Annotated in this window: 17 protein-coding genes; 10 read left to right on the top strand and 7 right to left on the bottom strand. The window is 67.8% G+C overall.

The window, feature by feature from the left end; genetic code table 11:
- Window positions 1-16 precede the first annotated feature (16 nt).
- From ahpF to ACNQFN_RS19615, 3 genes are all read left to right on the top strand, one after another.
- Window positions 17-1,585: an alkyl hydroperoxide reductase subunit F gene (gene ahpF, locus ACNQFN_RS19625; protein ID WP_068635985.1), complete on the top strand. Its 1,569-nt coding sequence runs from the start codon at window positions 17-19 to the stop codon at window positions 1,583-1,585.
- A gap of 86 nt (window positions 1,586-1,671) precedes the next feature.
- Window positions 1,672-3,555, top strand: coding sequence for an ABC transporter ATP-binding protein (locus ACNQFN_RS19620; RefSeq protein ID WP_418647342.1), 1,884 nt, complete (start codon window positions 1,672-1,674; stop codon window positions 3,553-3,555).
- An 84-nt stretch (window positions 3,556-3,639) separates the two neighbouring features.
- Complete coding sequence (locus tag ACNQFN_RS19615; protein ID WP_418647341.1) at window positions 3,640-5,415, top strand: diguanylate cyclase domain-containing protein; 1,776 nt, start codon at window positions 3,640-3,642, stop codon at window positions 5,413-5,415.
- A 125-nt stretch (window positions 5,416-5,540) separates the two neighbouring features.
- On the opposite strand, the gene ACNQFN_RS19610 is transcribed toward ACNQFN_RS19615, so the two are convergent.
- Both ACNQFN_RS19610 and ACNQFN_RS19605 read right to left on the bottom strand, forming a co-directional pair.
- Entirely contained in the window at window positions 5,541-6,197 is a 657-nt protein-coding gene (locus ACNQFN_RS19610) for an HAD family hydrolase (RefSeq protein ID WP_418647340.1), read from the bottom strand.
- 32 nt (window positions 6,198-6,229) lie between these two features.
- Window positions 6,230-7,318: a methyl-accepting chemotaxis protein gene (locus ACNQFN_RS19605; RefSeq protein WP_418647339.1), complete on the bottom strand. Its 1,089-nt coding sequence runs from the start codon at window positions 7,316-7,318 to the stop codon at window positions 6,230-6,232.
- Window positions 7,319-7,577: 259 nt separating this feature from the next.
- Here ACNQFN_RS19605 and ACNQFN_RS19600 point away from each other — a divergent pair, with 259 nt between their 5' ends.
- The 6 genes from ACNQFN_RS19600 (at window position 7,578) to ACNQFN_RS19575 (ending at window position 14,697) form a co-directional block, all read left to right on the top strand.
- Window positions 7,578-8,468 (top strand): ribose-phosphate diphosphokinase, encoded by an 891-nt coding sequence (locus ACNQFN_RS19600; protein WP_418647338.1) that lies wholly within the window; start codon window positions 7,578-7,580, stop codon window positions 8,466-8,468.
- 122 nt (window positions 8,469-8,590) lie between these two features.
- Window positions 8,591-9,949: an IS1182 family transposase gene (locus ACNQFN_RS19595; protein ID WP_418647337.1), complete on the top strand. Its 1,359-nt coding sequence runs from the start codon at window positions 8,591-8,593 to the stop codon at window positions 9,947-9,949.
- A 227-nt stretch (window positions 9,950-10,176) separates the two neighbouring features.
- Window positions 10,177-11,091 carry an adenylate/guanylate cyclase domain-containing protein gene (locus ACNQFN_RS19590; RefSeq protein WP_418647336.1) on the top strand — a complete coding sequence of 305 codons (915 nt, stop codon included), beginning with the start codon at window positions 10,177-10,179 and terminating at the stop codon, window positions 11,089-11,091.
- A gap of 221 nt (window positions 11,092-11,312) precedes the next feature.
- Entirely contained in the window at window positions 11,313-13,634 is a 2,322-nt protein-coding gene (locus ACNQFN_RS19585; RefSeq protein ID WP_418647335.1) for a putative bifunctional diguanylate cyclase/phosphodiesterase, read from the top strand.
- Window positions 13,635-13,669: 35 nt separating this feature from the next.
- Complete coding sequence (locus tag ACNQFN_RS19580; protein WP_418647334.1) at window positions 13,670-14,374, top strand: AzlC family ABC transporter permease; 705 nt, start codon at window positions 13,670-13,672, stop codon at window positions 14,372-14,374.
- Complete coding sequence (locus ACNQFN_RS19575; RefSeq protein WP_418647333.1) at window positions 14,371-14,697, top strand: AzlD domain-containing protein; 327 nt, start codon at window positions 14,371-14,373, stop codon at window positions 14,695-14,697. Before ACNQFN_RS19580 ends, ACNQFN_RS19575 begins: the two co-directional genes overlap by 4 nt.
- A 168-nt stretch (window positions 14,698-14,865) precedes the next feature.
- Here the strand turns inward: ACNQFN_RS19575 and ACNQFN_RS19570 are convergent, their stop codons facing one another.
- The 5 genes from ACNQFN_RS19570 to ACNQFN_RS19550 all read right to left on the bottom strand — a co-directional run bounded on the left by ACNQFN_RS19570 (window position 14,866) and on the right by ACNQFN_RS19550 (window position 21,635).
- Window positions 14,866-16,503, bottom strand: coding sequence for an acyl-CoA synthetase (locus tag ACNQFN_RS19570; RefSeq protein WP_068635946.1), 1,638 nt, complete (start codon window positions 16,501-16,503; stop codon window positions 14,866-14,868).
- Window positions 16,504-16,773: 270 nt separating this feature from the next.
- Window positions 16,774-17,889, bottom strand: a complete 1,116-nt coding sequence (locus ACNQFN_RS19565) for a DUF1513 domain-containing protein (protein ID WP_418647332.1) — start codon at window positions 17,887-17,889, stop codon at window positions 16,774-16,776.
- Complete coding sequence (locus ACNQFN_RS19560; protein WP_418647331.1) at window positions 17,879-18,916, bottom strand: imelysin family protein; 1,038 nt, start codon at window positions 18,914-18,916, stop codon at window positions 17,879-17,881. The genes ACNQFN_RS19565 and ACNQFN_RS19560 overlap by 11 nt, the downstream gene beginning before the upstream one ends.
- The gene (locus tag ACNQFN_RS19555) at window positions 18,913-20,376 is read right to left on the bottom strand and encodes a di-heme oxidoredictase family protein (protein ID WP_418647330.1); all 1,464 of its coding nucleotides are present in this window, start codon (window positions 20,374-20,376) and stop codon (window positions 18,913-18,915) included. Before ACNQFN_RS19555 ends, ACNQFN_RS19560 begins: the two co-directional genes overlap by 4 nt.
- A gap of 110 nt (window positions 20,377-20,486) precedes the next feature.
- A complete protein-coding gene (locus tag ACNQFN_RS19550) occupies window positions 20,487-21,635 on the bottom strand; it encodes an imelysin family protein (RefSeq protein WP_418647329.1) in 1,149 nt (382 codons plus the stop codon).
- 184 nt (window positions 21,636-21,819) lie between these two features.
- Here ACNQFN_RS19550 and ACNQFN_RS19545 point away from each other — a divergent pair, with 184 nt between their 5' ends.
- Window positions 21,820-22,113, top strand: coding sequence for a hypothetical protein (locus tag ACNQFN_RS19545; RefSeq protein WP_418647328.1), 294 nt, complete (start codon window positions 21,820-21,822; stop codon window positions 22,111-22,113).
- The last annotated feature ends 6 nt before the right edge of the window (window positions 22,114-22,119 follow it).

Genomic DNA, 22,119 nt, shown 5'->3' with positions numbered 1-22,119 from the left:
GAAGGAAGAAGCCATCATGCTGGACGCCAATATCAAGACTCAATTGAAAGCCTATCTGGAACGGGTGACGCAGCCGATCGAGATCGTGGCGTCGCTGGACGATGGCGGCAAGTCGCGCGAAATGCTCGAACTGCTCAAGGACGTGGCCGAGCAGTCCAACCTGATCACCCTGATCGAACAGCGCGACGGCAATGAGCGCAAGCCGTCCTTCTCGGTCGGCCCCAGGGGCGGAGAGGCGCGCGTGCGCTTCGCCGGCCTGCCGATGGGCCATGAATTCACCTCGCTGATCCTCGCCCTGCTGCAGGCCGGCGGCTATCCGCCCAAGGTCGAAGCCGAGGTGATCGAGCAGATCAAGGCGCTCGAAGGCGACTTCGAGTTCGTCACCTACATCTCGCTGTCCTGCCACAATTGCCCCGACGTGGTGCAGGCGCTGAACCTGATGGCGGTCCTCAACCCCAACGTCCGCCACACCATGGTCGATGGCGGCGTGTTCCAGCAGGAAGTCGAAGAGCGCCAGATCATGGCGGTGCCGACGGTCTACCTGAACGGCGAGGAATTCGGCGCCGGCCGCATGGAACTGGGCGAGATCCTGGCCAAGGTCGACACCGGCGCCGCGGCGCGCGATGCGAACAAGCTGTCGGCCAAGGATGCCTTCGACGTGCTGATCGTCGGCGGCGGCCCGGCCGGTGCCGCGGCGGCGATCTATGCCGCACGCAAGGGCATCCGCACCGGCATCGTCGCCGAGCGCTTCGGCGGCCAGGTGATGGACACGCTGGCGATCGAGAACTTCATCTCGGTGAAGGAAACCGAAGGGCCGAAGCTGGTGATGGCGCTCGAAGAGCACGTCAAGCAGTACGAAGTGGACATCATGAACCTGCAGCGCGCGGCAAAGCTGGTGCCGGGCAGCGCGGACGGCGCCACGCTGGCCGAAGTGCACCTGGAGAACGGCGCGGCACTGAAGGCCAGGACCGTGATCCTTGCCACCGGCGCACGCTGGCGCGAGATGAACGTGCCCGGCGAGCAGGCGTTCCGCGGCAAGGGCGTGGCCTACTGCCCGCACTGCGACGGCCCGCTGTTCAAGGGCAAGCGCGTGGCGGTGATCGGCGGCGGCAACTCGGGCGTCGAGGCGGCGATCGACCTCGCCGGCATCGTCGGCCACGTCACGCTGCTGGAGTTCGCCGATGAGCTGCGTGCCGACGCGGTGCTGCAGAAGAAGCTCCACAGCCTGGCCAACGTCACCGTGATCAAGAGCGCGCAGACCACTGAAGTCACCGGCACCGAAAAGGTGAATGGCCTGGTGTATACCGACCGCAGGACGGGCGAGTCGCAGCGCATCGAGCTGGAAGGCGTCTTCGTCCAGATCGGCTTGCTGCCCAACACCGACTTCCTGAAGGGGGCGGTCGAGCTGAGCCGCTTCGGCGAGATCGTCGTCGATCCCAAGTGCCAGACCTCGGTGCCGGGCGTGTTCGCTGCCGGCGACTGCACCACGGTGCCGTACAAGCAGATCGTCATCGCCATGGGCGAAGGCTCCAAGGCGGCGCTGTCGGCCTTCGATCACCTGATCCGCAGCAGCGCGCCGGCCTGAGCTGCCGCTGCACTGTCGTAGAATGCCCCGCCTGGTGCGGGGCATTTTCGCTTTCCGGCCTCGCCCCTTTCCGACGGAGAGTTCCCTTGCTTTTCAACTGGTTCGAGCGCCGCATCGATCCTTATCCCGTCACTGCGCCGCAACCCGCGCCGAAGCGCTTCTTCGCCTTCCTGTGGGCGGCGACCGAAGGCACGCGCCCTTTCATCCTCGGCATGATGCTGTTGACCGCGGCCATCGGTGCATTCGAGGCGCTGCTGTTCGCCATGCTGGGCAAGGTGGTGGATTGGCTGGCGGCGGTGGAGCCGGCGCAGCTGTGGGCCGACGAGGGCGGCAAACTGCTGTGGCTGGCGGCGATCGTGCTCGGCAGCATCGGGCTGGTGGCGGTGCAGACCATGCTCAAGCACCAGGCGCTGGCGGGCAATTTCCCGATGCGGCTGCGCTGGAAGTTCCACAGCCTGATGCTCGGCCAGAGCATGAGCTTCTACCAGGACGAGTTCGCCGGCCGGGTGTCGGCCAAGGTCATGCAGACCGCGCTGGCGGTGCGCGATACCTGCCTGATCATGACCGACATCCTGGTCTTCGTCGTCATCTACTTCGTCACCCTCACCGCGGTGGTGGCGAGCTTCGACCTGTGGATGCTGCTGCCCTTCCTTGGCTGGCTGGCGCTGTATGCGGTGTCGCTGCGCTGGTTCGTGCCGCGGCTGTCGAAAGTGGCGCGGGCCCAGGCCGACGCGCGCTCGCTGATGACCGGCCGCATCACCGATGCCTACACCAACATCGCCACGGTGAAGCTGTTCTCGCACGCCGGCCGCGAGGCGGGCTACGCGCGCAGCGCGATGCAGGAGTTCATGCACACCGTGCATGCGCAGATGCGGCTGGTCAGCAGCATCGAGATCATCAACCACAGCCTGTCGATGCTGTTGATCCTGAGCACCGGCGGTCTGGTGCTGTGGCTGTGGAGCCAGGGCGAGGTCGGCGTCGGCGCGGTGGCGGCGGCGACGGCGATGGCCTTGCGCCTGAACGGCATGTCGCACTGGGTGATGTGGGAGATGGCTTCGCTGTTCGAGAACGTCGGCACCGTGCAGGACGGCATCAACACCTTGTCGCGTCCGCATGCGGTGGTCGATCGCGCGGATGCGAAGCCGCTGGTGGTGGACAGGGGCGAGATCCGTTTCGAGCACCTGGGTTTCTCCTATGGCGCGGCCGGGCCGGAGGCGCGGCGCATCATCGACGACCTGTCGCTGACCATCAGGCCGGGCGAGAAGATCGGCCTGGTCGGGCGCTCCGGTGCCGGCAAGTCCACGCTGGTCAATCTGCTGCTGCGCTTCTACGACATCGACCAGGGCCGCATCCTGATCGACGGCCAGGACATCGCCACGGTGACGCAGGACAGCCTGCGCGCGCAGATCGGCATGGTGACGCAGGACACTTCGCTGCTGCACCGCTCGGTGCGCGACAACATCCTGTACGGCCGCCCGGATGCGGGCGAGGCCGGGATGATGTCGGCCGCGAAGCGTGCCGAAGCGCACGATTTCATCCTCGGCCTCACCGACCCGAAAGGCCGCACGGGCTACGACGCCCACGTCGGCGAACGCGGCGTGAAGCTCTCCGGCGGCCAGCGCCAGCGCATCGCCATCGCCCGCGTGATGCTCAAGGATGCGCCCATCCTGCTGCTCGATGAGGCCACCAGCGCGCTCGACTCGGAAGTCGAGGCAGCGATCCAGGCCAGCCTGTACCGTCTGATGGAAGGCAAGACGGTGGTGGCGATCGCCCACCGGCTGTCGACCATCGCAGCGATGGACCGGCTGGTGGTGATGGACAAGGGACGCATCGTCGAGGAGGGTGACCACCGCAGCCTGCTCGCGCGCGGCGGCCTGTATGCGCGACTGTGGGCACGGCAGAGCGGCGGCTTCATCGGCGAGGCGACCGAGGACGACGAACTCGCCGGCCTCGCATCCGCGCCGGCCTGAACGCCGCCGTCCGCAGCCGCGGTTCGCCCGGGCGCGGCCATGCTTGCCGCTTCGGTGACGGCAAGGCATTGTGTACTGGAAACCATGATGCCCAAGTCTCCGCTCTCCACCGCTCGCGGGAACGATGCCAGGTACTGCCGCAGTCTCGCGTTCGTCCACCTGCTGGTCGCCTTGCTGTTCGGCGGCCTGCTGTGGGCCGAGCTGCAGCGGGTCGACCGGGCGTCGATGGCGGTCGCACGCGAACGGGGCGAGACCCTGTTCCGCCTGGTCGAGACCACGCGCGACTGGAACGCCCGCCATGGCGGCGTGTATGTGCTGGTGACGAACGACACGCGGCCGAATCCCTATCTGGTGCATCCCCGGCGCGACGTCGTCACGCTGGATGGACAGCGCATGACGATGGTCAATCCGGCCTTCATGACACGGCAGCTTGCCGAACTCGCGGAGCGGACCGACGGAATCCGGCTGCGCCTCACCAGCCTGCGGCCGCTGCGGCCCGACAACAGGCCCGACCCCTGGGAGGCGGAGGCGCTTGCCGCGTTCGAGCGGGGCGTGCCGGAGCGTTTGTCCCTGGTCGACACCGGGGGCGGCCCGGTCCATCGCTACATGGCGCCCCTGTACATGACCGCGTCCTGTCTGCAATGCCATGCCGCCGATGGCTATCGCCTCGGCGACATCCGCGGCGGCGTGTCGGTGACCATGCCTGCGGCCACGCTGCTGGAGCTGCGCGACACCCAGCGCCAGCACGTCGCGGGAGTGTTTCTGGCGGCCTTCGTGCTCGTCGCGGGATCGATCCACTACGTCTTCGCCGCCGCGCGGCGCCATGTGCGCGCGATCGCCCGCGTCAATGCCGAGCAGGAGCGGCTCATCGCGCAGCGCACCGGCGAACTGGAGGCGAGCAACCTCGGGCTGGCGCGCGAAATCGATCGGCGCCAGCGCGACCAGCGCCGCCTCGCTGCCAGCGAGGCGCGCTACCGGGCGATCTTCGACAGCACGGCCGAAGGGATCATGCTGATCGACGGCGAGATGCGGATCGTGCAGGTCAATCCGGCCTTCACCGCCATCACCGGCTATGGCGAGGAAGAGGTGCGCGGCCGCGGACTGGAACTGCTCGGGGCGGGGCGCCATGGGCAGGACTTCTTCGACGGCATCCGCAGCGCGCTGGCCGATACCGGCTGCTGGCAGGGAGAAATCTGGAACCGGCGCAAGAGCGGCGACGCCTATGTGCAATGGATGTCGATCACGCGGGCCAGCCTGGCGGGTGAAGCCGAAGCCTTCGTGGCGACGCTGACCGACATCACGCTGCGCAAGGAGGCCGAACAGCGCATGCAGTACCGCGCCGACCACGACGCCCTGACCGGCCTGCCGAACCGTGCATTGTTCCAGGACCGGCTCGATGCCGCGCTGGCGAAGATCCACCGCAGCGGCGGCCTGTTCGCGGTGCTGTTCATCGACCTCGACCGCTTCAAGGCGGTCAATGACAGCCTGGGCCATCCGGCGGGCGACGCCCTGCTGATCGAGGCCGGCGGACGGATCGCCGCATGCGTGCGTGAATCGGATACCGTGGCCCGCTTCGGCGGCGACGAGTTCGCCGCCATCCTGCTCGAAGTGGGCGGCGCCGAGGACGCCAGGGAAGCGGCGCAGCGCATCTGCGCCGCGCTGGCCATGCCCTTCATGCTGGAGCGGGGCGAGGCACGGGTGTCCGGCTCGGTCGGGATCGCGCTGTCGCCGCTTCACGGCGAGGATCGTGCCAGCCTCGAGAGCTGTGCCGACCAGGCGCTCTACGCGGTGAAGCGGAAGGGCGGAGGGGGCTGGTGCGTGTACCCGCCCGATGGCTGGCCAGCCGGTGAAAAGGCCTGATGCCGGCATGCCTTCAAGGCGATGACGGCGCCGGCCCGCTTTGTCGTGCTACGGCAGCGTCTGCGGCTGCGGTGCCGTTTTCGGGCCTCGTTCCCGCTTCGGATGCAAATTCGCAGGCGTGAGCGTCAGGCGCCGAGGAGCCTGTCCGCAAGCGCTGCGGGGCTGGCTGCTGCCTGCCAGTGCGCAGCCATGTCGCCGGACTGGAGGCTGCCGTATCCCCAGGTCGCGGCGATGAAGGGCAGGCGGTTGGCGTCGGCGGATTCGCCGTCTTCGCTGCGGTCGCCGACATAGACGGCCTCCTCGCGCGGAATGCCGCGGTCGGCGAGCAGGCGCGCGATCATCGCGGCCTTGTCGGGCAGGCGCGGCTCGAACATGTCCAGCGCGTAGACGGCGTCGAAATGATGCGCCCAGCCGAGGTGCCGGAGGATCAACTGCGTGGGGTGGAGGCGTTTGTTGGTGGCGATCGCGAGGCGGCTGCCGCCTGCCGCCAGCCGGGCCAGCATGTCGCCGACGCCGGCATAGGCCGCCGTCTGCAGGTAGCCGGTACTGTCGTAGCTGGCCTTGAAGCCTTCGGCCAGCGTGGCGATGAGTCCGGGGTCGGTGCTGCCCGCCAGCATCTGCAGGGTTTCGGTCAGCGGCGGGCCGACGATGGAGGCGTCGATCGCACGTGCGGGCGTGCGGCCGGTAGCGGCGAAAGCGTCGCGGTAGCTGGCGAGAATGGCAGGGGCGGAGTCGATCAGGGTGCCGTCCAGATCGAACAGGATGTGCCGGTAGACGGGCATGTTGGTGTCCTGGGGGAGCGGGCCGGCCGGGCTCAGTCGCCGAGCGTGTCGGCAATCTGCTGCAGGTTTTCCAGCACCTGGATGCTGGCCGTCTCCATGTCCAGCACGGCGCTGATGACGCCTTCCAGATCGCCGAGCGCGAGGCGCTGCAGCGCCGTCTTGCCGCTCTGGTGGACGCGCGCATGCGGTGCTTCGAGCTGGCGGTAGCCCGATAGATGGGCGAACTGACGCCCTTCTTCCTGATACCAGCGGCCGAGCCGGCAGCTCGTGTGGGTGGAGAGCGTTTCGGCCGAGGCGTTCGAGTGCCCCGTCAGCGCCTGGTATACGTCGAGCTTGAAGACCAGATGGTCCAGCTTGGCCAGTTCGGCGAAGCTGCGCAGCGAAGCATGCTTCATGGTGTCGGCCATGCTTCGCGCCAGTTCGCACAGTTCATCCATGCTCGAACGTGCGCTGCCTCCCTCGCCGGCCGCGCTGCTGGCCTTGTCGGAGAGGTCGCGGATGACGCGCTCGACCAGCCCCGTTTCGTTCTGAATGGCGCTGACGAGTTCGGAAATTTCGTTGGTGGCACCGGCGGTGCGTTCGGCCAGCTTGCGGACTTCGTCCGCCACCACGGCAAAGCCGCGCCCCTGCTCGCCCGCTCGCGCTGCCTCGATGGCCGCATTGAGTGCGAGCAGGTTGGTCTGATCGGCGATTTCCCGGATGAGCTGGACGATGCCGTCGATCTGCGCGGCGCGCGTCGTCAGTTGCCGGACAGAGTCCGTCGTCTTGCTGGTTTCGGCGGCGAGCGTGCCGAGGTGGCCCGACACGCGGGCAATGGCCTTGCTGCTGTCGTCGGCGGCGCGCGTGGAGTCGGTGGCGGAGGATTCCTGGACGGCGAGCTGGCCGGCCAGATGCGAGAACGAGTGCTGTACCGAACCCATGGTCTGGGCGTAGGTGCGAAGGTTGTCGAAGAGCGCGCCGTTCAGCGCATCGCGCTTGCGCACTTCGGCGCATTCGGCTTGCTGCCGGGCCAACTCGGCTTCCGTCCGGGCGAGCTGTGCGCGGGCTTCGGCCAGTTCGCGTTCGTTGTCCGCCAGCTTCCGACGCAGTTCGTCGGTTTCCTTGTTGTTCCACCATGCCATGAGTCTTGCTCCACATTGTGAGAGTGCCGGGCGTCGGGCGCGCGCCCTTCATTGGAGGACAGCTTCGATGTGATCAATAACGGTACTGCCGTCATGGACTTTAGCCGCTGAAGGGAATGCCCAGCGTGGCGTGCTTCTCGCCCGAGGACATTTGATCCTTCAAACCGCGGGAGCCTGAGTGTAGCCTCCACTCGCCTGCCTGTATCGGCGCCTGACTGCGTTTTGCGGTGTCGCTGCGGCATTTGTTCGTGGAGTCTTGATGGATACCTTGCTGTTGCACTTCGACGATGAAACCCCGGAGGCCGAACGCCTGGCGCGGGCGGCGGGTGTCGAATGTGCGGTCATCGAGCGGCACCGCTTCCCCGATGACGAGCTGCATCTGCGGCTGCCCCAGGCCCTGCCGCGCAGGGTGGTCGTCTATCGCAGCCTGCATCGCCCCAACGAAAAGCTGCTGGAGCTGCTGCTGGTGGTCCGTACTGCCGGCCGGCTGGGCGCCGAGCACGTCACGCTGGTCGCACCCTATCTCGCCTATATGCGGCAGGACGACGAGTTCACCCCCGGCGAGGCCGTCAGCCAGGGGATCGTCGGCGGTTTTCTCGCAGGCCTGTTCGATGCGGTGCTGACGGTGGATCCGCATCTGCACCGCGTTTCGTCGCTGGCCGAGGTCGTGCCCGTGCCGCATGCCCTCGCCCTGTCCGGCGCGCCGCTGCTTGCCGACCTCGTCGCCGAACGGCGGCCGGGCGCGCTGCTGATGGGGCTGGACGCGGAGTCGGCGCAGTGGGTGCAGGCCGCCGCCGCGCGCCACGGCTTCGACCACGCAGTGTGCAGCAAGGTGAGGCATGGCGATTTCGGCGTCGATGTCGCGCTGCCCGCAGGGCTGGACGTGGCCGGAAGGCCAGTGGTGCTGCTCGATGACGTCGCCAGTTCGGGGCATACGCTGGCCCGGGCGGCACGGAGCCTGCTCGACGCGGGCGCGGCCAGCGTCGATGTGGCCGTCACCCATGCCATCTTCGCTGCCGGTGCGCTGGCCTTGCTGCGCGAGGCCGGGGTGGGAGAAATCTGGAGTACCGACTGCATCACCCATCCGAGCAACGCGGTATGCGTTGCTCCGCAACTGGCGGAAGCCTTGCGGGCGATCCACGCGGATTGAGTTTGCCGCCCGTCGTGCAGCCCCTTTCGGCTGTGCGGACGATGACGTTCAGAGGGCTTGGTGCTAGCAGCCTGTCGGACTACCCCCTGTAAAATGCCGCATCGCCCCCGGATCCTGAGAGCATGAGCCGCTTCCGCCCGATCGACCGCCAAACGGACTACCTGCTGCCGCCCTCGGTACAGGAGTGGCTGCCCGAAACGCACCTGGCGCGCTATGTGGTCGACGTGGTCGAGGCGCTGGACCTGTCGGCGCTGGAGCGGGCGTATGCGGGGCGTGGGAGCGATGCCTACCACCCGGCGATGCTGCTGTCGCTGCTGATCTACGGCTACGCGACGGGGACGCATTCGAGCCGCCGGATCGAGCGGGCGACTTACGATTCGCTGGCGTTTAGGTTCATCGCCTGCAACCAGCACCCGGACCACGACACCCTGGCGAGTTTCCGGCGCCGCTTCGGCGAACAGTTCGCCGAGCTCTTCGTGCAAGTGCTGCAGGTCGCACGCGAGAACCAGCTCTCACGCTTTGGCACGGTCAGCCTGGACGGCACCAAGCTGCACGCCAACGCCTCCCGGCACAGTGCGCTGTCTTACGGGCACGCGCAGAAGATCGAAGCGCAGCTCAAAGCCGAGGTGCAGGAGATGCTCAAGCTGGCCGAGGCCGCCGATCAAGGCAATGTGCCTGAGGGGGTGGATTTGCCGGCGGAGATCAAGCGGCGCGAAGACCGTCTGGCGGCCATCGCGACGGCCAAAGCCAAGATCGAGGCCCGCGCGAAGGAACGTTTCGAGCGCGAGCAAGCCGAGTACGAGGCGAAGATGGCCAAGCGCAAGGCCAAGCAGGCGAGCACGGGCAAGAAGCCCGGTGGCAAGCCCCCCAAGCCCCCGCAGACGGGGCCACAGGCCGAGGATCAGATCAATCTGACCGATGAAGACTCGCGCATCATGAAGGTGGCGGGCGGTGGTTTCGAGCAGTGCTACAACGCGCAAGCCGTGGTCGATACCGAATCGATGCTGGTGGTGGCGCCCCACATCACCACCGCCGGTAACGACAAGGAGCAGGTCGCGCCGATGCTCGAGTGCATCCAGGCACTGCCCGATGGGCTCAATCAACCCACGCGGCTGCTGGCCGACACCGGCTTTTACAGCGAACGCAACGTCCAGCACTGCCACGACGCCGGGGTCGAGCCGCTGATCGCCGTGGGGCGCGATGCGCATCATCCGGATTGGCGCAGCCGCTTCGAGGAGCCCGCACCGCTCGCGACGCCCACCTCCCACGTCGAGCAGATGAAGCACGCCCTCAAGACCCAGGCCGGTCGCGCCGCCTACGCGCTGCGAAAACAGACCGTCGAGCCGGTGTTCGGCATCATCAAGTCCGTGATGGGTTTCCGTCAGTTCCTGCTGCGCGGTGTTGGCAACGTGCGCAACGAATGGACGCTGGTCTGCCTCGCGTGGAACTTCAAGCGCATGGCCGCATTGCGTCTGCAGTGAGAAAAAACGACAGGAGCATGGCGATTTCACGCGAAAAAGGCGCTTTCGGCTCTGAAATGCCGATTATTTTTCACATCATGAAAACCCGCCTGCCGGTACGCCGTTCGCCGGCTTCAAGTCCGACAGGCTGCTAGCATCCTGTCTTTCTGCATGGGCAGGAGCCCTCGTCGCGCCGGCAAGGAGTGTCCTGTCCCGTGCGGCTTCGATGATCCACTGCGGGGAGAGGTGTGAAGCAATCGGTAAGGACCGTGGTATTTGCCGACCTGACGGGGAGTACCGGTCTTTTTGAATCGGCGGGCAACATGATTGCCACGCGGCTCGTCACGCGCTGTACGCAGACCATCGGTCGCCATCTCACGCTCGCGGGCGGTCAGCTCGTGAAATACTTGGGAGATGGCGTGCTGGTGCTGTTCGACAACACGCTCGCCGCCGTCGAAGCTGCCTCGCGCATGCAGGAGGTGCTGCGCGAGCAGGTACCCGGACTGCCGCAGGGCGGCATGCTCGGCGTCAAGACCGGCGTCGAGCGGGGGCCCGTCGTCGAGCACGATGGCGACTGTTATGGCGATGCGGTGAATGTCGCCGCCCGGCTCAGCGACCGCGCCCAGCCGGGCGAGACGCTGATCGGCGAGGCGGCGTTCGACGCTCTGCCGGAGGCCCAGCGGCTGGCGTGCCAGAGCCTGGACCGCATCACGATCAAGGGCAAGGCCGAGCCGATGCGGGTGTGGCGCGTCGACTGGGCGCGTACCGCCGAATCGACGCTGGCCGCGAGCTTCGACTTCAACCTGTTGCTGGAAGACCGCCAGCCGATCCAGCGCATCGACATCCAGCGGCTGGACCAGCAGACGGTGCTGTATTCGGGCGAAGGGCCGCTGATCGTCGGGCGTGGCGAAGGCGCGGGCTTTGCCGTCGATGACCCCCGCGTGTCGCGCCGGCATGCGCGCATCGAATGGGCGAGCGGGCAGTGCACCTTCACCGACTTCAGCAGCAATGGCAGCTGGGTGCGCTTTGCCGGCTCCTCTACTCCCGTCATGCTGCGCCGCGACAGTTGTGTGCTGTATGGGGCAGGGGAGATCGGTCTCGGCGCCCAGCCGGAAGACTTCACCGCGCCCACGCTCGCTTTCCGGATCCTCGGCGAGGACTGATACCAGTCCGCAGCCGCGTTCGAAAGTATGGAAATTGTCCGATCGGCCCCGCTCACGGACCGGACATCGTTTGGCCATTGAATGCAAATCGGCATGAACTGCGCCACGCGCCAGGCTGGCAGCGGTCTGCCCGCGCCGGCGCTGCATGACTCGTGCAGTTTTACCGCGACGGATCCGGTATCAGCCGTCAAGCTGTACGCGGATTCAATGGTTTGCGGAACATGAACTGTAAATGGCTGGGTGTCGCGCCTTCCACCGGACGTGCGTTGCGGATCGTCGTACCCTACATGGCGGCGGCAGGCTTGTGGATCGGGCTGTCCGACGCCATCGCGCTGTGGCTTGCGGCCGATGCCGGCGTCTACGCCAGGCTGCAGGCCTGGAAAGGCACAGGCTTCGTCCTTGCCACCGGGCTTCTGCTCCATGTCCTGATGCGCGAGCAATTCGTGCGCATCGAGCGTTCGCATGCCAAGGCACGCAACCTCGCCACGCGCTTGCGGCGAATGCTGGAGTCGCTCGACGACCTGATCTTCGTGTTCGACGACAGGCTGCGCTTCGCCGATGCTTATTATCCCGATCACTCGGCGCAGCTGATGCCGCCCGAGCATTTCATGGGCAGGACGGCCGACGAGATGGGCATGCCGGCCGAAATCGGCCGGGCGCTGGAGCGCGTGCGCGACGAGTGCTCGACGCAGCCGATCGATTATGCCCTGGATATGAAAGGCGGGCGGTTCTGGTACAGCGCCAAGCTGTCGCCGATGACCGACGAGAATGGGAAGTTCGTCGGCGTGATCGCGGTGGTACGCGACATCACCGGACTCAAGAGCAGCGAGCAGCGCTTCCGCCGCCTGTTCGAGGACCTGAACAATGTTGCCGTGCAAGGATACGATGCGGATCGACGGGTGGTGTTCTGGAATACCGCCAGCGAGGCGCTGTACGGCTATTCGCGCGAAGAGGCGCTGGGCCGGCGCTTTGAAGAGCTGATCATTCCGCCGGCCTTCCGCGACGAAGCGATCCGCATGCACGACGATTGGGTCGTCAAGGACAAGCCGATTCCGTCCGGCGAACTCGAACTGCTCCACCGGGACGGCGAACTGATCCCGGTGTTCTGCTGCCACACCATGTTGCGCAACGAGCGCGGCGAGGCGGAGATGTATTGTGTCGACGTCGACCTGCGCGAGTTGCGGGAGACGCAGGCGCAATTGCGCCGCGCGGCGACCCATGATCCGCTCACCGGCCTGCCGAATCGCATGCTGGCACGGGACAGGTTCGACCAGGCGATGGCGCTGGCGGTGCGGGAGCAGACGCTGCTGGCGCTGCTGTTCGTCGATCTCGACCATTTCAAGATCATCAACGACACCTTGGGTCACGGCGTGGGCGATCGTTTCCTGCAGGAGATCGGCCGGCGGCTGCCGTCCTGCCTGCGCGAAAGCGACACCATCAGCCGCCAAGGCGGCGACGAGTTCCTGGTCGTGCTGCCGGGCCTGCGCGATCGCGGCGCGGTCGCGGCGATCGCGCAGAAGATCATCGAGACGGTGCAGGAACCTTGCGACATCGACGGCCGCGCGCTGACCTGCTCCTGCTCGATCGGCATCGCCCTGCAGCCGGACGACGGCGGGGACTTCGACAGCCTGCTGCTGCGCGCGGACACTGCGATGTACCAGGCCAAGGCGAGCGGCCGCAACACCTTCCGCTTCTTCACCGCGCAGATGAATGCCGATGCGCACGAGCGCCTGGTGATGCTGAGCCACCTGCGCCAGGCCGTCCAGCGGGGCGAGCTGGAACTGCATTACCAGCCCCAGGTCGAGCTTGCCACCGGTCGGGTGGTCGGCGCGGAGGCACTGCTGCGCTGGCAGTGCGCCGAGCTTGGCAGCGTGCCGCCGGCGCGCTTCATCCCGCTGGCGGAAGAGTCCGGCCTGATCATCCCGATCGGCGAATGGGTGCTGCGCGAGGCCTGCCGCCAGGCCCGGGCATGGTACGACCAGGGACTGGAACTGGCGGTGATGGCGGTCAATGTGTCGGCCCTGCAGTTCCACCGCGGCGATCCGGTGGAAATGGTCGGCCGCATCCTGCGCGAAACCGGCCTGCCGGCCGAATGCCTGGAACTGGAGCTGACCGAATCCCTGCTGGTGCAGGATGGTTCGGGCACGACGCTGAACACCTTGCGCCGGCTCAAGGCGCTCGGCCTGCGCATCGCGATCGACGATTTCGGCACCGGCTATTCCAGCCTCGCCTATCTGCGCCGCTTCCCGATCGACAAGCTGAAGATCGACCGTGCTTTCGTCCGCGATCTGGCCAGCGACCCCGAGGATGCCGCGATCGTCAACCTGATCGTCGACCTGGGCCGGATCCTGAAGCTGAAGACCGTCGCCGAAGGCGTGGAGGATCACGGGCAACTGGCTTTCCTGTGCGAGCGTGGCTGCAACGACGGGCAGGGCTATCTGTTCGCGCGGCCGATGCCGGCCGCGGCGTTCGCTGCCTGGCTCGGCTCCGGGCCCCTGCTGCCGGGCCAGCCCGGCCAGGATTGCCCGCCGCATGCGGCATAGGGCTGCTATCCTTCACTGCTTTTGAGAAGGTTCCGATGGAATCCGCTTTTCGTCACGGTGCCCGGGAAGGGGTGCGCGATTTCCTGCCCTTGTCGGTCGGCCTGGTGCCGTGGGCGGTGGTCACCGGCATCGCGATGCGCTCGATCGGCTTGTCCGAGATCGAGTCGCTGGGCATGAACCTGCTGGTCTATGCCGGCACCGCCCAGCTCGGCACGCTGCCGCTGATCGCCGCCGGCGCGCCGCTGTGGCTGATCATGCTCACGGCGCTGGCGCTCAACCTGCGTTTCATCATCTTCAGCGCGTCCATCGCGCCCCTGTTCGCGGGGCGCAGCGGGGCGGAGCGCCTGGCATCGAGCTACCTGCTCGTCGATGGCGTGTATGCGATCTGCGCCGAAAAGGCGCTGAAGTCCGGCGATGCGCAATGGCGCTGGGGCTATTTCATCGCGCCGTCCATCTTCAACTGGGTGATGTGGCAGCTCTTCGTCGCCTTCGGCGTGTTCGGCGCCGAATTCGTGCCGCACGACTGGTCGCTGGAATTCATGGTGACGATCGCGCTGATGGTCATGGTGCTGCCGATGGTCCGCACGCGGCCGATGCTGGTTGCCGCGCTGGCCGGCGGGCTGGGCGCCGTGTTGCTGCGCGGCCTGCCGCTGCGCCTCGGCGTGGTGGCCGGCATCGTGATCGGAATCGGTGCCGGCTTCGTCGCCGAACGCTGGCAGCAGCGCAGGGGGGCGGCATGATCGAAGGCGTGTGGCTGTGGCTGGCCTTCGTGCTGATGTCGCTGACGACGGTCGGCACCCGCGGCAGTTTCATTCTGCTGGGCGAAAAGGGCCGGCTGCCGCCGGTGCTGCAGCGCGCCCTCCGCTATGCCCCGGCGGCGGCGCTGTCCGCGCTGGTGATGCCCGACCTGCTGCTCGACGGCAACGAGCTGTCCCTGCTGAATCCGAAGCTCGCCGCCGGCCTGGTGGTGATCGGTGTGGCGCTGCGCTGGCGCAATCCCTGGCTGCCTTTCATCGTCGGCATGGCGGTGCTGCTGGGGATGAGGAAGGGGCTGGGCTGGTAGGTGCCGTTTTGCGTTGGATGCATGATGGGTTTCGCTACGCTCTACCCATCCTACGCTCCCATTGCAGGCAGCACCGTAGGATGGGTAGAGCGTAAGCGAAACCCATCGATCACAACTGCGAACTCAGCCGTGCCGGCGGGGTAAACCGCCAGCACGGGCATCGCGAACTTACTCGATCGCCGAGCTGGATTTCGCCATTTCGCGCAGCGCGAACTTCTGGATCTTGCCGGTGGATGTCTTCGGCAGCACGCAGAACTCGATGTACTTGGGCACCTTGAAGCGTGCCAGGTGTTCGCGGCAGTGGGCGACGATGTCGTCGGCAGTGATGCCGGCGCCGTCCTTGACCTCGATGTAGGCGGCGGGCACTTCACCCCACTTCTCGTCGGGCCTGGCGACCACGGCGGCGGTCAGCACCGCGGGGTGGCGGTACAGCACTTCCTCGACTTCCAGCGAGGAGATGTTCTCGCCGCCGGAAATGATCACGTCCTTCGAACGGTCCTTGATCTTCACGTAGCCGTCAGGCTGCAGCACGCCCAGGTCGCCGGTGTGGAACCAGCCGCCGGCGAAGGCTTCCTGCGTGGCTTTCTCGTTCTTCAGGTAGCCCTTCATGACGAGGTTGCCGCGGAACATCAGTTCGCCCATGGTCTCGCCGTCGGCGGGCACGACTTCCATGGTCTGCGGGTCCATCACCGTCAGCCCTTCCTGCATGTGGTAGCGCACGCCCTGGCGGCCGTTGCGCTCGGCGCGGCGGTCGATCGGCAGATCGTCCCATTCCGGATGCTTGGCGCAGACCGAGGCCGGGCCGTAGGTTTCGGTCAGGCCATAGACGTGGGTGATGTCGAAGCCGACGCGTTCGGCGCCTTCGATGATCGCCGCCGGGGGCGCGGCGCCGGCGATGAGGCCGGCGACGCTGTGTTCGATACCGGCGCGCAGTTGATCGGGGGCGTTGATCAGCATGCCGTAGACGATCGGCGCGCCGCACATGTGAGTGACCTTCTGGCTGCGGATCAGCTCGTAGATCAGCGCCGGGTCGACCTTGCGCAGGCAGACGTTGACGCCGGCATTGGCGGCCATGGTCCAGGGGAAGCACCAGCCGTTGCAGTGGAACATCGGCAGCGTCCACAGATATACCGAGTGCTGCGGCATGCCCCAGCTGATGATGTTGGAGGCAGCGTTCAGATAGGCGCCACGGTGGTGGTAGACCACGCCCTTGGGGTTGCCGGTGGTGCCGGAAGTGTAGTTCAGCGCGATCGCATCCCACTCGTCGGGCGGCAGGCTCCACCGGTATTCGGGATTGCCGCCGGCGAGGAAGTCTTCGTACAGCTGGGTGCCGACACGCTCGGTGCCCGGGTATTCGTCGTCGAGCGCGTCGATGACCAGCGGCTTGTCGCCTTCGAGCAGATCGAGCGCGGGGCGGACGATGGCGGCGAACTCGGGGTCGGTGATCAACACCTTGGCCTCGCCGTGCTGGAGCATGAAGGCGACGGCATCCGGGTCCAGGCGGGTGTTCAGGGTGTTGAGCACGGCGCCGGCCATCGGCACGCCGAAGTGGGCCTCGAACATCGGCGGCACGTTGGGCAGCATCACCGCCACGGTGTCGCCGCGTTTGACGCCGTGGGCGACCAGCGCGCTGGCGAGCCGGCGGCAGCGGGCATAGGTTTCGCTCCAGGTGTAGCTGCGCGAACCGTGTACAACGCTGGTGCGGGTGGGGTAGACCATTGCCGTGCGCTCCAGGAAGCTCAGCGGCGACAGCGGGACATAGTTGGCCGGATTCTTGTCCAGACCGACTGCGTAGGCATTCGACATTCTTTTTCCACTCCCATCGTGAGAAACGGGCTATTGATTAGGAATGAGTACAGCGGTTCCCGTTTCCGATTCCCTCTCCGCGCACCGGCGGGGTGGACGCTCTGGCTGCCCCGGCGCAAGGCCGCCGCCCGAGTCCGCCCTGGCCCTGCTGGGGAGAGCAGGTGAATGATACGGTTTTCCGGTGGGCGCAGGAATGGGCATGGCGGCAAAAGGTACGGATGCGTATGGGCGATGCCCTGGCGCGGCACAGGCCTTCAGCGGGGCCGGCTTTCAGGTTCTTGCAGGAGCCGGGTTGGCGTGGTTGTCCAGCGCCACCGGCAACTGCCAGTGACGGGCGCAGCGTGCGCCGGCGGCGTCGAACTGCCACAGGTCGCCTGCGTCGCCGGTGACGAGCAGGCGATCGCCGTGCGTGGTCATCGCGCATACCCGGCGCGTATCGAAAACCGTGCCGGCCCGGCCCTTGGCATCCCAGGCCGCGGTCACACCGGCACGCGTGCAGCTCACCGCGAAACCGCCGTCGAGCGCGACGATGTCGCCGGCGTAGTCGCCGCAGCGCTCGATCAGGCCGGCGTCGGCTTCGCCGTAGCGCAGCCGTTCGCCGTCGAGCAGCGCGAACAGCGGCCGGCCGGCCCTGCCTTCGTTCTGCATCGACACCGCGATGTTGCCGTGCGCGTCCTGGGCGATGTGGCGCACGCTCATGAAGGCGTCCGGCGGACGGTGGCGGGACAGCAGCCGCCCGTCGGCCGGGTCGATGAAGGCCAGCGACGGGTCCATGCTGGCGAGGTTGCGCTTCACGCGGCCGGTTTCCGGCAGGGTCAGGATGCCGCCGACCGCGACGGCCAGGCGGCCGTCGGCCATCCATTCGACGGCATGCGGGCCGATGCCGCCGCAGGGCCAGGCGTCCAGGCGTTCGAGGCTGAGCGCATCGAACACGCCGATGCGGCCGTCGCCGGTGATCAGGTCGGTCTCGGTGGCGTAGAGCACGCGGCCGTCCGGACGGAAGGCGAGGTGGCCTTCGAAGCGCGACTCGTCGTCGGCTTCGAAGCGCGCCAGTTCGGTGCCGGTGGCGACATGCCAGCGCACGAGGAAATCGCCGGGGCGGCGGGCGGCGACCACGGCGCTGCCGTCCGCCGACGGATGCCAGGCGATGTCGTGGCCGCGGGCGGGCAGCGCGAGCGCCGGCGAAGCGGTGCCGAGCAGGCCGGCATGGAATTCGGTCGGGCGCGCCGGCGAATCGCTCCAGCAGGTCAGCAGGCCGGGCGGCGCGCCGGTATCGGCGCGGGCGCAGGCGGCGGCCCGGGCCAGGGCCGGGCGGGTGGCGAGTCCGCCGCAGGACAGCGCCGCGAGGCCGGCGAGCAGGCGGCGGCGCGAGCGCTCAGTCGCCATCGTTGTCTCCGAAGCCGACCCGGACCTTGAGATGTTCCGCGGCATCGTGGGCGAGCAGCCCCTGCAGCACGGCCAGCGCCTCGATGGCGCGGGCGATGGCGGCCCCGCCATCCTCGCCGGGGCTGGCCGGCAGCGCCTGCAGGGCATCCCCGGCAAGCGCGATCTGGGCGTCGAAGCGCTCGGCGAGCACCAGCAGGCCGCGGCCGCGCAGCATGGCGGTGAGCCCCGGCAGGCCCTCGCGGCCTTGCAGGCCGAGCCGCAGGCCGTCGAACAGGGCCAGCAGGTGGCTGCGTTCCCCGCCGCTGCGCCAGGCATCGAAGCCGCTGCGCTCGGCCGGCTTGCGTGCGGGTTTTTCCAGGTACTTGACCCGCAGCGTGTCGATGCCGCCGATCAGGATGTTCACGCTGTCGCTCATCATCGAGGCTTCGCTTTCCTCGTCGATTTCCTCCAGGCTCGCGATCCAGTCCTGCCAGGCGGGCAGGATCGCGTCGAGGTCGCGGGCGGCGTCGGCCGCCAGCCAGCTCGCGTAGCCGCAGGCCGCGGCGTCGGTGGCGAGCGACGCCCGGGCCGGGTCGAACAGCAGGTATTCCAGCGCCGGCAGCCCCTTGGCGGTGACGCCGATGCGTTCGTCCGGCAAGGTGCCCGCGGTGCGGCCGCGCAGCGAGGATTCGATCTGCGGCGGGCGGGTGGGCCAGAAGTCGAGCCGGCGCAGGATGCGGCTTTCCAGCGCCGGGCCGTAAGGCAGCGCGCTCAGGCGCCGCAGTTCGAGCGCGGCCTGGCGCCAGGCGTCGCGTGCGGCGTCGAGCGTGCCGTCGCCCGGCTGCCTGCAGACGGCGTCGACGCGCTGCGCGAGCGTGGCCGAGGAACGGGCCAGTTCCGCATAGCCGGGCGCCAGCACCTGCTGGCCGAGTGCCGACATCCAGGCCGACGGGCTGACGAAGGGCGCCGGTGCAGCTGCGGAGGCCGGCGCGGACAGCAGCGCGGCGGCGAGCAGGGATGCGAGGGCAAGGGAAAGGCGCTGCTTCATAGCGACTCCAGGAAACGGATCAGGGCGTCGCGCTCGGCCTGGCTGAAGCCGAGCACCCGCGCCCTGGCGGCTTCGGCTTCGCCGCCGTGCCACAGCACGGCTTCCATCAGGTTGCGGGCGCGGCCGTCGTGGAGGAAGAAGGTGTGGCCGTTGACCGTCCTGACCCGGCCGATGCCCCACAGCGGCGGCGTGCGCCATTCGCGTCCGTCGGCGTCGAAGTCGGGGCGGCCGTCGGCCAGCCCTTCGCCCATGTCGTGCAGCAACAGGTCGGTGTAGGGGTAGATGGTCTGTTTCGACAGTTCCGGGAAGCCGGGCGACTCGCCGGTCACATGCCGGGGCACGTGGCAGCTCGCGCATTGCGCTTCGTGGAACAGGCGCTTGCCGGCCAGCACCTGCGGGTCGCGGGCGTCGGGGCGCGAGGGCACGGCGAGCGTGGTGGTGTAGAACACCGTGCGTTCGAGCGCGCGGTCGTCGATGTCCACATCCGGTTCGCTGCGCTCGCGCCGCCAGCCGGCTTCGCGCTGCTGGCGTTCCAGGCAGTCGGTCTGGGCGGGCATGCACTCCTCGTGCGGGAACAGCGTGCTGGTGATGCCCATGTCGCCATGGAAGGCGCCCGCGGTCTGGTGCCGGACGGTGGAGACGTTGGCCTTCCAGCCGAAGCGGCCGACCATCCAGTCCTGCCTGCCGGCATCCCAGACGCGGTTGAGGCGGCCGGAGATGCCGCGGCCTTCTTCCGCCTGGCGCGCGGCGATCGCGCGCAGATCGGCCTCGGGGATCGCTTCCAGCAGGCCGAGGCCGATCACCGCCGGGGCGATGCGCGGCGACACCCGGGTGTCCGGATGCAGCGGCCCGTAGGCGAGTTCGTGCAGCCGGTAGACCGGCTTGCGCAGCGAGTAGGGCGTGCCGTCGGCGAAGCGGCCTGGCTGTTCGACGTAGCGGATCTCGACCGCGCCTTCGGCCTTGACGCCGGCCACGGCGGCGTTGTTGAACTGCGTGCCGTAGCTCGGCTCGGGCACCACGCCGTCCTTGCCGGCGGGCTGTGCCGGCGTGGCCGGAATCGACAGGCGGAACAGCAGGCCGACCGGCTGTTCGGTGTTGACGCCGTCCGGCGCCGGTGGCGGCGCGCCCCTGCCGTCGAGGATGTGACAGCCCGCACAGGCGCGGGCGATGAAATGGGGGCCGAGGCCGTCGCGTCCGGTGGTGGAGGCGGGCGCCTCGACCCAGTTCTTCCTGAAGAAGGAATTGCCGATGAAGAACGGCGTCTGGCGGTCGACCGACAGGTTGGCGGCTGGATAGGAAAAGGCATTGCGGCCCTGGTCGCTGGTCGTGGTGTCGCCGCCCGGCAGGTCCTCGCCGGGTTCGAAATCGGCCGCCACGGCATCGGCCACTGCGGCGAAGGCGGGCAGGCTCGCGGCCATCACCACCAGCGCCGCGCGGCGCAGGCTGAGCTTGAGTGACATCGATCGATTCGTTTCCGCATCGCCGGCGCTGCTGCCCCGGCGGTGCGGCTGTGAGTGCTGATGCGGGCGGCGCCGGCAGCGGGCGCCTTCGTCGGGGCTGGCAGGCCGGCTCACTCGGGCAGCGCGGTGTTCAGGCGCTTGATGCCCAGCGCGTCGGCCGCCTGCACCAGGCTCTCGGTCTGGCGTTTCAGGCTGGCGACGGTGGCTTCCACTTTCGCCCGTCCCGGGTTGCCGGCCAGGATGGCCTGGTCGAAGGGCGCGGGAATGGCTTCGGCGGCTTCCAGGCTGGCGCTCATGCGCGCATCGACTTCGCTGGCGAGCGCCTTGTCCTTTTCCGCCACCAGCGCATTGAGCGAGGGGCCCTGCAGCAGCGAGCCGTCGGCACGGCGGAATTCGCCGCGCCAGACGTTGCGGATGCCGAGCGCGTTGGTGACGGCGTCGCGGTGGGTGTTGTCGGAGAAGCAGGAATGCTCGTCTTCCTGGCTCTGCGAATCGAGCGCGACTTCGATGCGCTCGCCGGCCAGTTCGGCGCGGCTGAGGATGCCGAGCGCCGAGATCACCTTGGTCAGGCTGGCCGGATCGGCGACGAATTCGGCGCGGTAGTTCTGCGCGCCCGGTGCCCAGGCCTGGGTGAGGTCTTCGAGGTCCTGCACCAGCAGGTCGGTGACGATCTTCAGGTAGGTGCGGCGGCGGTCGGCGTTGGGCGCCTTGCCGTCGACGAAGTCGGTCCAGGCGCGGTCGCCCGGTCCGTCGGCGCGCAGGTCCTGGCCCCATAGCAGGAACTCGATCGCATGCCAGCCGGTGGAGATGTTCTCTTCACCGTCCTTTTCGTTGAGCCCGGCGAGCGTGTCGGCGTCCAGCTTCACGCTGCGGTCGTTGATGATGCCGGCACCCGGGTTGCCTTCCACGCTGTCGACATAGGCCTCGTCCATCGGCCAGGCGTTGATGCGGCCTTCCGGGCCGTCCTCGCCGTCGATCGGGCCGCCGTAGAAGCGGAAGGCCTCGGTCTGGCCGTACCACTCGCGCGCTTCCAGCCAGCGCTTGCGGGCTTCGAGCAGGCCGGCTTCGGACGGTGCGGCGACGAAGGCATCGATGGCCTTCTTCATGGCCTGCGCGGTGGTGGCGGAGTCCGCATAGCTGGCGTGGACGAGCTGGCCGTAGTGGTTCAGCACCTCCTGCGGGGTGACGGTCTTCTGCGCGACGGCGGGCAGGGAAAGGGCAGCCGCGGCCAGGCCGGCAACGAGGAGTTTCAGGCGCATGGGTAGTGATTCCGGCAGAGTTCGAGAAAATGAGAACGACTTCCATTATCATCGCTTTGGCCGGCCATGTAAATTTCGCCGTCCCGTTTCGCCGGGCAGCGTATGGAGGAAAGATGCCGGAGTCTTGACAGGATTCCGGAATTGAATGATATTGAGAACGATTCGCATAATTCGGAGGTGCCTCATGGCAAGGGATCCAGTCCTCGAGCAGACGCGCCTGCTTGCCGGCGTGCTCGCGCATGTGTCGCGCTATCTCGAGACCGGCTGTCCCCGTGCCGCCCATCAGGCCGGGCTGCTGCTGCGCTGCCTCGATGCCAGCACGATGGATGAGGACCTGATGGCATCGTGCGAACAACTCGACCAGGCGATATCCCATCCCCGCCATCCGGGCGGTGCGAGCGCCGGCAGCGATGCATGGACTTCGGCTCAGTCTCGCCCGCGTACTTCCGCCACAACCATTTCATCATTGCAGAACTGATCGAAG

The organism is Thauera butanivorans (assembly GCF_048398245.1).
In the GTDB taxonomy this organism is placed as follows: Bacteria; Pseudomonadota; Gammaproteobacteria; order Burkholderiales; family Rhodocyclaceae; genus Thauera; species Thauera butanivorans.
This window is presented reverse-complemented; position numbering and strand designations above follow the sequence as displayed.

Coding starts and splice junctions, on each gene's coding strand:
- ahpF (WP_068635985.1), top strand. CDS start 17: ATGCTGGACGCCAATATCAAGACTCAATTGAAAGCCTATCTGGAACGG.
- ACNQFN_RS19615 (WP_418647341.1), top strand. CDS start 3,640: ATGATGCCCAAGTCTCCGCTCTCCACCGCTCGCGGGAACGATGCCAGG.
- ACNQFN_RS19610 (WP_418647340.1), bottom strand. CDS start 6,197: ATGCCCGTCTACCGGCACATCCTGTTCGATCTGGACGGCACCCTGATC.
- ACNQFN_RS19605 (WP_418647339.1), bottom strand. CDS start 7,318: ATGGCATGGTGGAACAACAAGGAAACCGACGAACTGCGTCGGAAGCTG.
- ACNQFN_RS19600 (WP_418647338.1), top strand. CDS start 7,578: ATGGATACCTTGCTGTTGCACTTCGACGATGAAACCCCGGAGGCCGAA.
- ACNQFN_RS19595 (WP_418647337.1), top strand. CDS start 8,591: ATGAGCCGCTTCCGCCCGATCGACCGCCAAACGGACTACCTGCTGCCG.
- ACNQFN_RS19585 (WP_418647335.1), top strand. CDS start 11,313: ATGAACTGTAAATGGCTGGGTGTCGCGCCTTCCACCGGACGTGCGTTG.
- ACNQFN_RS19580 (WP_418647334.1), top strand. CDS start 13,670: ATGGAATCCGCTTTTCGTCACGGTGCCCGGGAAGGGGTGCGCGATTTC.
- ACNQFN_RS19575 (WP_418647333.1), top strand. CDS start 14,371: ATGATCGAAGGCGTGTGGCTGTGGCTGGCCTTCGTGCTGATGTCGCTG.
- ACNQFN_RS19570 (WP_068635946.1), bottom strand. CDS start 16,503: ATGTCGAATGCCTACGCAGTCGGTCTGGACAAGAATCCGGCCAACTAT.
- ACNQFN_RS19565 (WP_418647332.1), bottom strand. CDS start 17,889: ATGGCGACTGAGCGCTCGCGCCGCCGCCTGCTCGCCGGCCTCGCGGCG.
- ACNQFN_RS19560 (WP_418647331.1), bottom strand. CDS start 18,916: ATGAAGCAGCGCCTTTCCCTTGCCCTCGCATCCCTGCTCGCCGCCGCG.
- ACNQFN_RS19555 (WP_418647330.1), bottom strand. CDS start 20,376: ATGTCACTCAAGCTCAGCCTGCGCCGCGCGGCGCTGGTGGTGATGGCC.
- ACNQFN_RS19550 (WP_418647329.1), bottom strand. CDS start 21,635: ATGCGCCTGAAACTCCTCGTTGCCGGCCTGGCCGCGGCTGCCCTTTCC.
- ACNQFN_RS19545 (WP_418647328.1), top strand. CDS start 21,820: ATGGCAAGGGATCCAGTCCTCGAGCAGACGCGCCTGCTTGCCGGCGTG.